This window comes from Streptomyces roseicoloratus (genome assembly GCF_004117935.1).
Classification (GTDB): Bacteria; Actinomycetota; Actinomycetes; order Streptomycetales; family Streptomycetaceae; genus Streptomyces; species Streptomyces roseicoloratus.
In genome coordinates this window covers 13022-25028 of record NZ_SDOY01000143.1, presented here as the reverse complement: position 1 = coordinate 25028, position 12007 = coordinate 13022, and the positions used below count along the sequence as shown (strand labels likewise).

Genomic DNA, 12007 nt, shown 5'->3' with positions numbered 1-12007 from the left:
CGGCACGGGAGGCACCGGGCCACCCTGCCCCGGCCGCCCGGACGCGGCCAGCGCGTCGCACGCCCTGTCGCGCCCGAATCACCCGAAAGGGCGAGGGCCCGAACGGAAACGATTCCGTACGGGCCCTCCGCCTCCGCCTCGGCCGCACCGCGTCGCCGTCGGCACCGCACGGGCGGCGCCGACGGCGACGCCGTGCGGTGCTCAGAGGCCGGCGGCCTCGGCCAGGTCCTTCTTGATCGCGTTCAGCACCTCGGTGCCCTTCGCGCGCGCCGTCCCCAGCCCGCTCGCGTCGGCGACCGGGACCACGACCTCCAGGTAGCACTTGAGCTTGGGCTCGGTGCCGGACGGGCGGACGATCACCCGGGCCTTGTAGTCGCCCTCCAGGTGGTAGCGCAGGCCGTCGGTCGGCGGCAGCGACTCCGTGCCCTTCGCCAGGTCCTCGGCCGAGACGACCGTGAGGCCCGCGAGGCGCACCGGCGGCTTCTCGCGCAGCGCGGCCATCGCGTTCGCGATGACGCCCAGGTCCTCCACGCGCACCGACAGCTGGTCCGTGGCGTGCAGACCGTGCGCCACCGCCAGGTCGTCCAGCAGGTCCGTCAGCGTGCGGTCCTGCTCCTTGAGCTCGGAGGCCAGCTCGGCGACGAGCAGCGCCGCCGTGATGCCGTCCTTGTCGCGGACGCCCTCGGGGTCGACGCAGTAGCCGAGCGCCTCCTCGTAGCCGTAACGCAGGCCCTCGACCCGGGCGATCCACTTGAAGCCGGTCAGCGTCTCCTCGTAGCCGACGCCCGCCGCCTCGGCGATCCGGCCGAGGAGGGACGACGACACGATCGACTCCGCGAACACGCCCCGCGCGCCCTTGTGCACCAGGTGCGCGGCCAGCAGCGCGCCGACCTCGTCACCGCGCAGCATCCGCCAGCCGCCGTCGGCGGAGGCGTCCGGCACGGCCACCGCGCAGCGGTCGGCGTCCGGGTCGTTGGCGATCACGATGTCCGGGTCCACGGCGCGGGCCGCCTCGAAGGCGAGGTCCATGGCGCCGGGCTCCTCCGGGTTGGGGAACGCGACGGTCGGGAACGCCGGGTCCGGGTCCGCCTGCTCGGCGACGAGCGCCGGGGGAGGGAAGCCGTGCCGGGCGAAGGCGGCCGTCAGGACCTCCTTGCCGACGCCGTGCATGGCCGTGTAGACGGTCCGCACGGTGCGCGGGGACCCGGGCGTCAGGACGGCGTCCGTACGGGTCAGGTAGGCCTCCAGGACCTCGTCGCCGAGGGTCTCCCAGCCGGAGTCGCGGCGCGGCACGTCGTTCAGCGAGCGGACCGCGGCGATCTCGGCGGCGATCTCCGCGTCGGCGGGCGGGACGATCTGCGAGCCGTCGCCCAGGTACACCTTGTAGCCGTTGTCCCGCGGCGGGTTGTGGCTCGCGGTCACCTCGACGCCGGCGACGGCGCCCAGGTGCCTTATGGCGTACGCCAGGACGGGCGTCGGCAGCGGGCGCGGCAGCAGCGCGGCGCGCAGGCCGGCGCCGGTCATCACGGCGGCGGTGTCGCGGGCGAAGTCGGCGGACTTGTAGCGGGCGTCGTAGCCGATGACGACGAGGCCGCCGTCGTGGCCCTTCGCCTTCAGGTACGCGGCGAGGCCGGCGGCCGCGCGGATGACCACGGCGCGGTTCATCCGCATCGGACCCGCGCCCAGCTCGCCGCGGAGTCCGGCGGTGCCGAACTGCAGGGTGCCGGCGAAGCGGTCGGCGAGCTCGTCACGCGCGGCCTCGCCGCGGTCGAGGAGCGCGCCGAGCTCCTCACGGGTCTCCGGATCGGGGTCCTCGGCGAGCCACGCCTGGGCCCGGGCGAGGAGGTCGTCCTGCGTCACGGTGGTGTGCCTTTCGGGGTGGTGCGGGCGGGTGGGAGCGGGGGCGGGACGCGGTGCCGCGCGGTGGCCGCCGCGGTGCGTGCGGTGGTGTCGCGGTGGTGCGGGGGTCGCGTGCGGGGCCGCCCGTGGTGCGGGGGTCGCGTGCGGTGCCGTGGGGTGCGTGCGGACGCGTGGGGTGCCGGGTGCCGCTGCGCGGAGCCCTTCCCCGTCCCGCCCCTTCCCGAACCGGGGCCGGGCCCCCGGCCCCCGTACGGGTACGGCCCGCGGCCGTACCCCGGCCCCCGCGCGTTCGGCGCGGGCCCCCGCCGACGGAAGCCCCGCCTCACCGACGGGGCGGGGCGGGATCTCCGGGGCGCGGTCCCGGCCGGGTGCGTCAGATGCGGTCCAGCACCCGGGTGAGGAGCTCGCCCATGCGGGCCGCCGAGTCGCGGCCCGCCTGCAGGACCTCCTCGTGGTTCAGCGGCTCGCCCGAGAGACCGGCGGCGAGGTTCGTGACCAGCGAGATGCCCAGGACCTCGGCGCCGGCCTCACGGGCCGCGATGGCCTCCAGGACCGTGGACATGCCGACCAGGTCGCCGCCCATGACGCGGACCATGTTGATCTCGGCCGGGGTCTCGTAGTGCGGGCCGGGGAACTGGACGTACACGCCCTCCTCCAGCGTCTCGTCGACCTCCTTGCACAGCGCGCGCAGCCGCGGCGAGTACAGGTCGGTGAGGTCCACGAAGTTCGCGCCGACGATCGGCGACGCGCCCGTCAGGTTGAGGTGGTCGCTGATCAGGACCGGCTGGCCGGGGCGCATGCCCTCGCGCAGGCCGCCGCAGCCGTTCGTCAGGACGATCGTCTTGCAGCCGGCGGCGACGGCGGTGCGCACGCCGTGGGCGACGGCGGCGACGCCGCGGCCCTCGTAGTAGTGGGTGCGGCCGAGGAAGACCAGGGCGCGCTTGTCGCCGATCTTGTACGAGCGGATCTTGCCGCCGTGGCCCTCCACGGCCGGCGGCGGGAAGCCGGGCAGCTCGGTGACCGGGAACTCGGCCTCCGGAGCGCCAAGGGCGTCGACGGCAGGGGCCCAGCCGGAGCCCATGACCAGGGCGACGTCGTGGTTCTCGACGCCGGTCAGCTCGCGGAGACGCGCGGCGGCGGCCTCGGCGGCCTCGTACGGGGTGGCAGTAGCGTTCACTGACTCTCTCGCCTCGGGGAGGGGGGGTCCGAGGGGAGCCCCGGACGGATTTGATACGCCCAGCAGCCTAGCCCGAGAAACCCTACGCGCGTAGATGACGCTGCGCACGGAGCTGCGATCGTTGTCTTGTCGTTTCCGACGAAAGCGGCGGTTCCGCCTCCGGACGGCCTCCGGACCGTGTCCGGACCGCCTCCGGCCCCGTCCTTCCCCACCCTCCCGGACCCGCCTCCGGCCCCGTCCTTCCCCACCCTCCCGGAACCGCCTTCGGCCCGTCCTTCCCACCCCTCCCGGACCGCCTCCGGCCCGGGCTCAGCAGGGGCGTTTGCGGAGTTCCATCACGTAGTCGTGCGGGGCGCCCGCCGACTCGGCCGCGTCCGCGACCTCGCCCAGGTAGCGGGCGGAGGGCAGCCCGCCCTCGTACGCGTTCAGCACGTACACCCACGCCGGCTCGTCGCCCTCCAGCGTGTGCACCCGGACCCGCATCCGGCGGTAGATGTCGAGGCCGACGCCCTCCCAGCGGTCCATGGACTCCTCGTCCATCGGCGCGATGTCGTACAGGGCGACGAACACCTGGGACCGTGGGGCCTCCACGATCGTGGCCAGCGCCCCCTCCCAGCCCATCTGCTCGCCGCCGAAGGTCAGCCGCCAGCCGTTCAGCCAGCCGGTGCCGCGCAGCGGCGAGTGCGGTGCGCGGCGGGTCATGAGCCGCGCGTCGAGGTTGCCGGCGTACGCGGCGTAGAGCGACATGGGGTCGAGGGTACGGGAGGGCACGGGGTGCGTGACGGGGCCCGCGGTGACGCCCGTACGGCGGGGGGAGGTGACCCGCCGGTAGCACCCGGGCGCGACCTCGACCCGGCCTCGCCACCGGCCCGCCCGCCCCTCTCCACCCCACCGGGCGGCCCCGGCGCGTGGGTCGTTCGTCCGTGCGGGACAATGGGGTACGCACTTTGAAGCGTGCGGGACAATGGCGTACGCACTGCAGCCCAGCGGGGGCCGCACCCCCCGGCAGAACGAGAGCGCGAGGCGTAGATCCCAGTGACCCGGATCGTGATCATCGGCGGCGGACCCGGCGGATACGAGGCGGCCCTGGTGGGCGCCCAACTCGGCGCGGAGGTGACCGTCGTCGACTGCGACGGCCTCGGCGGCGCGTCGGTCCTGACGGACTGTGTTCCCTCCAAGACCCTCATCGCCACCGCGGAGGTGATGACCACCTTCGACTCGTCCTACGAGGAACTGGGCATCATCGTCGCGGACGACACCCCGCACCTCGAGCAGGCGGCCCGCGTCGTCGGCGTGGACCTCGGCAAGGTCAACCGCCGTGTGAAGCGGCTCGCCCTGGCCCAGTCCCACGACATCACCGCCTCCGTCACCCGCGCGGGCGCCCGCGTGCTGCGCGGCCGCGGCCGGCTCTCCGGGCGGCAGGCACTCGACGGCTCCCGCCAGGTGGTCGTCACCGCCGTCGACGGCAGCGAGGAGACCATCACCGCCGACGCGGTCCTCATCGCCACCGGCGGTCACCCGCGCGAGCTGCCGGACGCCAAGCCGGACGGCGAGCGGATCCTCAACTGGACCCAGGTCTACGACCTCAAGGAGCTCCCCGAGGAGCTCATCGTGGTCGGTTCCGGTGTCACCGGTGCCGAGTTCGCCGGCGCCTACCAGGCACTCGGCTCGCGCGTCACCCTCGTCTCCTCCCGCGACCGCGTGCTGCCCGGCGAGGACCCGGACGCCGCCGCCGTCCTCGAGGACGTCTTCCGGCGCCGCGGCATGAACGTCATGGCCCGCTCCCGCGCCGAGTCCGCCAAGCGGGTCGGCGACCGCGTCGAGGTCACCCTCTCCGACGGCCGGGTCATCTCCGGCACCCACTGCCTGATGGCCGTCGGCGCCATCCCGAACACCGCGGGCATGGGGCTGGAGGAGGCCGGCGTACGGCTCAAGGACTCCGGGCACATCTGGACCGACAAGGTCTCCCGCACCTCCGCGCCCGGCGTCTACGCGGCCGGCGACGTCACCGGCGTGTTCGCGCTCGCCTCGGTGGCGGCCATGCAGGGCCGCATCGCCATGTACCACTTCCTCGGCGACGCGGTGACCCCGCTCAACCTGAAGACCGTCTCCTCCAACGTCTTCACGGACCCGGAGATCGCCACCGTCGGCTACACCCAGGCCGACGTGGACGGCGGCAAGATCGAGGCCCGGGTCGTCAAGCTGCCGCTGCTGCGCAACCCGCGCGCCAAGATGCAGGGCATCCGGGACGGCTTCGTCAAGATCTTCTGCCGCCCCGGCACCGGCATCGTGGTCGGCGGCGTGGTCGTCGCGCCGCGCGCGAGCGAGCTCATCCATCCGATCTCGATCGCGGTCGACAACAATCTGACGGTCGAACAGATCGCAAATGCTTTCACCGTGTACCCCTCCCTGTCGGGCTCGATCGCGGAAGTGGCACGGCAGTTGCACACCCGAAAGACCGCGGCCGAGGCCTAGTCGCCCGGCCGGCGCGGGCCGGCGGCCGTCCCGGCCTGCGGGAACGGTTCGCCGACCCGGACAACCCCCGGCAAGGCGGGGCATAGCCCTGACGGTCGTCCGATCAACGGCGGGGACTCCCATATCACTTGGGGGCCCCGCCTGTGTGCATCTTCTGCAATTCGGCCCATAGTGCTGAAAAGCATCGTCCGGTCACGTTACTGTCAGTTTCGTGTTCGCTGCAGAACGTCGCCAGTTGATCCTCGAAATGGTGCGCGCCAATGGAGCCGTGTCGCTCCGCGAGCTCGCCCGCGTCGTCCAGACCTCAGAAGTGACCGTACGGCGAGACGTGCGGGCCCTGGAGGCAGAAGGACTCCTCGACCGCCGGCACGGCGGTGCGGTACTGCCGGGCGGATTCACGAGAGAGTCCGGCTTCCCCCAGAAATCCCATCTCGCGACCGCCGAGAAGACCGCCATCGCCGACGCCGCCGCGAGCCTCGTCGAAGAGGGCGAGGCCATCGTCGTCGGCGCGGGCACCACCACGCAGGAGCTGGCCCGCCGGCTCGCCCGGGTGCCCGGGCTCACGGTCGTCACCAACTCGCTGCTCGTCGCCCAGGCCCTCGCCCACGCCAACCGGGTCGAGGTCGTCATGACCGGAGGCACCCTGCGCGGCTCCAACTACGCGCTGGTGGGCAGCGGGGCCGAGCAGTCGCTCCAGGGCCTGCGGGTCTCCCGGGCCTTCCTGTCCGGCAGCGGACTGACCGCCGAGCGCGGTCTGTCCACCTCCAACATGCTCTCCGCGAGCGTGGACCGGGCCCTCGTGCAGGCGGCGGCGGAGGTCGTGGTCCTCGCGGACCACACCAAACTCGGCACCGACACCATGTTCCAGACGGTGCCGACCGACGTCATCACCCGCCTGGTCACGGACGAGCCGCCGGTCCACGACGAGCGGGCCGCCACCGAGTTGCAGGCCCTGGCCGACCAGGGCGTGCAGATCGCGGTGGCGGGCACCGGCGCCCCGGGCCACGGGAGCGAGCAGCACCCTCCGGGCGCCCGCCCGCGTCGTGAGCTGCCGCTGCCGGGCCAGCGCGGCCGGCTCCCGGGCGGGCAGTTCCGCGGCGGCCCCGGCGGCCCGGGCGGCCCGCTCGCGAACGACGTGCTGGCGCCCGACCGCCCGGCGGTACGCGTGGCGGACATGCGCCGCCGCTGACCGCCACGGCCCCGGCGACCCTCCCCGCACCGGGCCGCCGCACCGGCGCTCGCCGAGTGCGGCGAGCCGCTGCGGGCGGCGGGCTCCGCGAGCCCTCCCCGGTCGCGCCGTCGGGCCCCCGAGCCCCGGGGGCAACTCCTCACGCCCGCAGGCCCCGTAGCGTCAGGTCGAGCAGGCGGTCCGCCAACTCCGGGTCCTCCGGGGAGCGTTCGGCGGCCAGGGCGATGGCGTTGGTGAGCTTCATCAGGTCGCCGATCGACACGTCGGCCCGCACCGTGCCCGCCTCACGGGCGCGGGCGAGCAGGCGTTCGCCCGCCGCCCGCAGCGGCTCGCTGCACTCGGTGAGTGCCGAACTCCGGCCGTACGACGCGGACATGAGCGCCACCGACAGCCCGCGGTACTCGCCCGCGTGGGCGATCAGGGTGCGCAGCCAGCCGGCAAGCGCGGCGCACGGGTCGCTCGCCCCGGCGAGTTCCGCCGAGTGGTCGAGCAGTTCCGCGAGTCCTTCGCGGAAGACGGCGCCGAGCAGTTCCTCCCGGGTCGGGAAGTGGCGGTAGAGGGTGCCGATCCCGACGCCGGCGCGGCGGGCGATGTCCTCCAGTGACGCGTCGGTGCCCTGCGCGGCGAAGGCGGCGCGGGCCTCGGCGAGCAGCCGCTCACGGTTGCGGCGCGCGTCGGCACGCATGCGCGGTCCTTCCTGCGTGGATTCCGTCCCGCCCGTACGGGGGCGAGAGCCGCCTGTGGGGGGAGCGAGGCCCGGCCCGTGCGGATCTGGGTCGCGCGGACGTCTCCCGGACGGGCGAAGGGCCCGCGGACGGTTGTCCGCGGACCCTTCGTACCGTACCCCGGTGGCCGGGGGCCGGTTCAGTCCTTGATCTCGCAGATCGCGGCGCCCGAGGTGACGGAGGCGCCGACCTCGGCGGACAGGCCCTTGATGGTGCCGGCCTTGTGCGCGTTGAGCGGCTGCTCCATCTTCATGGCCTCCAGGACGACGATCAGATCGCCCTCCTTGACCTCCGCGCCCTCCTCGACGGCCACCTTGACGATGGTGCCCTGCATCGGGGAGGCGAGCGTGTCGCCGGAGGCGGTCGGGCCGGACTTCTTGGCGGCGCGGCGCTTCGGCTTGGCGCCGGCCGCCAGACCCGTACGGGCGAGGGTCATGCCCAGCGAGGACGGGAGCGAGACCTCCAGGCGCTTGCCGCCGACCTCGACGACGATGGTCTCGCGACCGGACTCGTCCTCCTCGGCCTCGGCGCCCGCCGGGGCGAAGGGCTTGATCTCGTTGACGAACTCGGTCTCGATCCACCGGGTGTGGACCCGGAACGGGTCGGCGGTGAACGCCGGGTCGACCACGACGGCCTGGTGGAACGGGATGGCGGTGGCCATGCCCTCGACCTTGAACTCCGCCAGCGCGCGGGCGGCGCGCTGCAGCGCCTGCTCACGGGTCGCGCCGGTGACGATCAGCTTCGCGAGCAGCGAGTCCCAGGCCGGGCCGATGACCGAGCCGGACTCGACGCCCGCGTCCAGGCGGACACCGGGGCCGGTCGGCGGTGCGAAGGTGGTGACGGTGCCGGGCGCCGGGAGGAAGTTGCGGCCCGGGTCCTCGCCGTTGATGCGGAACTCGAACGAGTGACCCCGGATCTCCGGGTCGCCGTAACCGAGCTCCTCGCCGTCGGCGATGCGGAACATCTCGCGGACCAGGTCGATGCCGGTGACCTCCTCGGTGACCGGGTGCTCGACCTGGAGACGGGTGTTGACCTCCAGGAAGGAGATCGTGCCGTCGGTGCCGACGAGGAACTCGACGGTGCCGGCGCCGACGTAGCCGGCCTCCTTCAGGATGGCCTTCGACGCGCGGTACAGCTCCGCGTTCTGCTCGTCCGTCAGGAACGGCGCCGGGGCCTCCTCGACCAGCTTCTGGTGGCGGCGCTGGAGCGAGCAGTCACGGGTGGAGACGACGACCACGTTGCCGTGCTGGTCGGCGAGGCACTGGGTCTCGACGTGACGCGGCTTGTCGAGGTAGCGCTCGACGAAGCACTCGCCGCGGCCGAAGGCGGCGACGGCCTCGCGGACCGCGGAGTCGTAGAGCTCGGGCACCTCTTCGAGGGTGCGGGCGACCTTCAGGCCGCGACCACCGCCGCCGAAGGCGGCCTTGATCGCGATCGGCAGGCCGTGCTCCTCGGCGAACGCGACGACCTCGTCGGCCCCGGAGACCGGGTCCGGGGTGCCGGCGACCAGCGGCGCGCCGGCGCGCTGCGCGATGTGACGGGCGGCGACCTTGTCACCGAGGTCACGGATGGCCTGCGGCGGCGGGCCGATCCAGATGAGACCGGCGTCGAGCACGGCCTGGGCGAACTCGGCGTTCTCGGAAAGGAAGCCGTAGCCCGGGTGGACCGCGTCCGCGCCGGAGTCGGCGGCGGCCTGGAGCACCTTGGCCATGTCCAGGTAACTGGTGGCCGGAGTGTCACCGCCCAGGGCGAACGCCTCGTCGGCCGCGCGGACGTGCAGAGCGTCCCGGTCCGGATCGGCGTAGACGGCTACGCTGGCGATCCCGGCGTCCCGGCAGGCCCGGGCGACGCGGACAGCGATTTCGCCACGGTTGGCGATGAGCACCTTGCGCACGATGGCTCCCTCCTTGAAACAAGCTGAGTTTAGGGACTGCCGACACGGCACTTCGACCCGTCCCCAATGGTGAGCTTGCCCACACGGAGCGTGAATCGAGGCTCGCTCGGGTCGTGAAATCCCTTGTCGCACCACGGTACGCAGGGATTCTTTACGGCACAGTAGCTCCGAGGTGTGGCGCAGGTCTCTGTTCCCGGGACCAGTGGCCAAACGGGTTTCTTTGTGGAGTCCCTACGAATGGCTCAATGATTCTTTGCCCGCACGCCGCCCGTACGCCGACCCCGCGCCGCCCGCGCGCCGTCCCCCCGCGGCCGTTCCGCTCCCGTTCCGCGCGCGTTCCCGTCCCGCTCGCGCGGCCCTCCCGCTTCCCGGTGCGAACTCTTGTCCGGGGATTTACCGGCCAGTAGCCTTCGCCCTGTCGTTCGTACCGGAGGTAACAGCCGTATCAGGGGGTGGCCGAGGTGGCCCGCAGACCGATAGCACTCGTGACGGCGGCGGTGCTCCTGCTCGAAGCGCCCGGCATCGTGGCGATCAACGCCGTCATGGCCCGGTTCGTGAAGGCCCAGTCGATGTCCCTCGACGGACTCGACCCCGAGGTCATGTACACCGGCACCTGGGCCCTGGGCATCGGCTCCGGGGCCCTGCTCGTGCTGTGCGCGCTCGTCCCGCTGATCGCGGCGATCCGGGACCGCCGCCCCGGCCGCGCGGGCCGCGTCCTGCTCATCGGCTGCGCGGTCGTCCACGGAGTCCTCGGCGCCGTCGCGGTCGGGCTGCTGGGCTGGGGGGCGTTCGCCTTCCTGATGGTCGTGGTGGGCCTGATCGTGCTCACGCTCGTGGCGTACGGCGAGCCCCGCGACGAGGTCCGGGCCGCCGACGGCGAGGAGGCGCCGGCCGCCGCCTGACCCCGCGCGGCGCGGCCGTACGGGCGAGCGGCGGCGGTCGCCGCGTGCGGCGGGTCCCGTCAGACCCAGAGGTCGGTGATCGAGACGCCCAGCTTGCCCAGCAGCGTGCGCAGCAGCGGCAGGGACAGGCCGATCACGTTGCCGTGGTCGCCGTCGATGCCCTCGATGAACGGGGCCGAGCGGCCGTCGAGGGTGAAGGCCCCCGCCACGTGGAGGGGTTCGCCGCTGGCGACGTAGGCGGCGATCTCGGCGTCCGTGGGCTCGCCGAAGCGGACCACGGTGGAGGCGGTGGCGGACTCGTACCGCTTGGCCGTCGTGTCGTACACGCAGTGGCCTGTCTGGAGGATGCCGACCCGCCCGCGCATCGACTTCCAGCGGGCGGTCGCCTCCTCGGCGTCGGCGGGCTTGCCGAGGGCCTGCTTGTCCAGCTCCAGGACCGAGTCGCAGCCGATGACCAGGGCGCCGGACGCCTCCGGCCGGGCGGCGACGTGCGCGGCCTTGGCCTCGGCGAGCGCGAGCGCCAGCTCGGCCGGGGTCGGGGCGTGCACCTTGTCCTCGTCGACGCCGCTCACGATGACCTCCGGCGCGAGTCCGGCCTGCCGGAGCAGTCCGAGCCGGGCGGGGGAGGCGGAGGCGAGCACGAGGCGGCGGCGATCAGCAGTCATGGGGGCAGCGTAGCGAGCCCGGGCCGGGTCCTCAGCCCGTCGGCGTGCCCCGGCCGCCGGTCACCGCGCTCCGGCCACGACCATCCACACCGTTAACGCCAGACCGATGAGGACGCCCGCGCGCTGCAGCATCACCTGCATCTCGCGCATGTCCTTCGGCGGCTCGTTCTCGGGGTCGGACCACAGCATGCTCCCGATCGTGCGGCGCCGGCCGCCGGGACGCCTGAGTACGGGTACTCAACCGCCCCGGTGACAAAGAACTAGTCGGTGGCGGAGGGCCGGTCCGGCGCGCTGACCGGAGCGTCGTCCGCGGCCCCGTCCGGCACGTCGTCCGCCCCGTCCGTTGCTCCTGCCGGCACGTCGTCCGCCGCCCCGTCCGTCGCGTCGTCCGCCCTGTCCGTCACGCCGTCCCTCGCCCGTCCGTCGCGTCGCGCGCCCTGTCCGTGCGGAACGCGCCGGCCGCCGCGGCGGCGAGGGCCGCGGTGACGGCGCGTTCGGCGTCGGCGGCGGTGAACTCCTCGCGGGTGACGGCGAATCGGTAGTAGAGCGGGGCCGAGACCGCCCGCAGGAGTTCGAGGCCGTCGGTGCCGGCGGGGAGTTCGCCGCGGGCCTGTGCGCGGGCGGCGACCGGGGCCCATTCCTCCAGGCGGGTGCGGTAGAAGCCGTGGAGGGCCCGCGCGCACTGCTCGTCGCAGGCCGCCGCCGCGATCACGGCGCGGAAGACGGCGCCCATGCGCGGGTCGGTGAGGGTGCGGTGGACGAGCGCGGCGTTGGCGCGCAGGTCGCCCGCGAGGCTGCCGGTGTCGGCGGCCGGAAGGGACTGCTCGGCCATGTCGTGGAGGAGGTCGGCGACCAGGCCGACGGGGGAGCCCCAGCGGCGGTAGACGGTGGTCTTGCCGACTCCGGCCGCCGCGGCGATCTGATCCATGTTCAGGGTGTGGAAGCCGGAGGCCGCGAGGGCGTCCTCGGTGGCGTCGAGGACCGCCCGGCGCACCTTGGCGGTGCGGCCTCCGGGGCGCTGGGTGCCGGGCACGGCCGACGGGCTCTCGCTCAAATGGGTCTCCTGTTCCGTTAAGGCGGTCCACTCTGCTACCGTCTCGTTCATCTTAACGGAATCAGC

At 73.7% G+C, this 12007-nt stretch carries 12 protein-coding genes; 3 read left to right on the top strand and 9 right to left on the bottom strand.

Annotation, left to right across the window (positions count from 1 at the left end):
• Positions 1-201 precede the first annotated feature (201 nt).
• The 3 genes from ESG85_RS23210 to ESG85_RS23200 all read right to left on the bottom strand — a co-directional run bounded on the left by ESG85_RS23210 (position 202) and on the right by ESG85_RS23200 (position 3784).
• Positions 202-1860: a phospho-sugar mutase gene (locus tag ESG85_RS23210; RefSeq protein WP_128982334.1), complete on the bottom strand. Its 1659-nt coding sequence runs from the start codon at positions 1858-1860 to the stop codon at positions 202-204.
• 373 nt (positions 1861-2233) lie between these two features.
• Complete coding sequence (locus tag ESG85_RS23205; RefSeq protein WP_128982332.1) at positions 2234-3037, bottom strand: purine-nucleoside phosphorylase; 804 nt, start codon at positions 3035-3037, stop codon at positions 2234-2236.
• Positions 3038-3346: 309 nt separating this feature from the next.
• The gene (locus ESG85_RS23200; protein WP_128982330.1) at positions 3347-3784 is read right to left on the bottom strand and encodes a gamma-glutamylcyclotransferase family protein; all 438 of its coding nucleotides are present in this window, start codon (positions 3782-3784) and stop codon (positions 3347-3349) included.
• Positions 3785-4072: 288 nt separating this feature from the next.
• Here ESG85_RS23200 and ESG85_RS23195 point away from each other — a divergent pair, with 288 nt between their 5' ends.
• Both ESG85_RS23195 and ESG85_RS23190 read left to right on the top strand, forming a co-directional pair.
• Positions 4073-5512 carry an NAD(P)H-quinone dehydrogenase gene (locus ESG85_RS23195; protein ID WP_128982328.1) on the top strand — a complete coding sequence of 480 codons (1440 nt, stop codon included), beginning with the start codon at positions 4073-4075 and terminating at the stop codon, positions 5510-5512.
• Between the two features lie 247 nt (positions 5513-5759).
• Positions 5760-6701 carry a DeoR/GlpR family DNA-binding transcription regulator gene (locus ESG85_RS23190; RefSeq protein ID WP_246095238.1) on the top strand — a complete coding sequence of 314 codons (942 nt, stop codon included), beginning with the start codon at positions 5760-5762 and terminating at the stop codon, positions 6699-6701.
• Between the two features lie 139 nt (positions 6702-6840).
• Here ESG85_RS23190 and ESG85_RS23185 read toward each other — a convergent pair whose 3' ends face one another.
• Positions 6841-7386: a TetR/AcrR family transcriptional regulator gene (locus tag ESG85_RS23185; protein ID WP_128982324.1), complete on the bottom strand. Its 546-nt coding sequence runs from the start codon at positions 7384-7386 to the stop codon at positions 6841-6843.
• 179 nt (positions 7387-7565) lie between these two features.
• Positions 7566-9320: an acetyl/propionyl/methylcrotonyl-CoA carboxylase subunit alpha gene (locus ESG85_RS23180; protein WP_128982322.1), complete on the bottom strand. Its 1755-nt coding sequence runs from the start codon at positions 9318-9320 to the stop codon at positions 7566-7568.
• 461 nt (positions 9321-9781) lie between these two features.
• Between ESG85_RS23180 and ESG85_RS23175 the strand changes: the two genes are divergently transcribed.
• Positions 9782-10222, top strand: a complete 441-nt coding sequence (locus ESG85_RS23175) for a hypothetical protein (protein WP_128982483.1) — start codon at positions 9782-9784, stop codon at positions 10220-10222.
• A gap of 59 nt (positions 10223-10281) precedes the next feature.
• On the opposite strand, the gene ESG85_RS23170 is transcribed toward ESG85_RS23175, so the two are convergent.
• From ESG85_RS23170 to ESG85_RS23165, 4 genes are all read right to left on the bottom strand, one after another.
• A complete protein-coding gene (locus tag ESG85_RS23170) occupies positions 10282-10887 on the bottom strand; it encodes a nucleoside triphosphate pyrophosphatase (protein WP_128982320.1) in 606 nt (201 codons plus the stop codon).
• A gap of 60 nt (positions 10888-10947) precedes the next feature.
• Positions 10948-11076 carry a morphogenic membrane protein MmpB gene (mmpB, locus tag ESG85_RS36685; protein ID WP_281288073.1) on the bottom strand — a complete coding sequence of 43 codons (129 nt, stop codon included), beginning with the start codon at positions 11074-11076 and terminating at the stop codon, positions 10948-10950.
• 71 nt (positions 11077-11147) lie between these two features.
• A complete protein-coding gene (locus ESG85_RS35105; protein WP_164986303.1) occupies positions 11148-11291 on the bottom strand; it encodes a hypothetical protein in 144 nt (47 codons plus the stop codon).
• Positions 11288-11992, bottom strand: a complete 705-nt coding sequence (locus tag ESG85_RS23165) for a TetR/AcrR family transcriptional regulator (protein WP_128982318.1) — start codon at positions 11990-11992, stop codon at positions 11288-11290. Before ESG85_RS23165 ends, ESG85_RS35105 begins: the two co-directional genes overlap by 4 nt.
• Between the last annotated feature and the right edge of the window lie 15 nt (positions 11993-12007).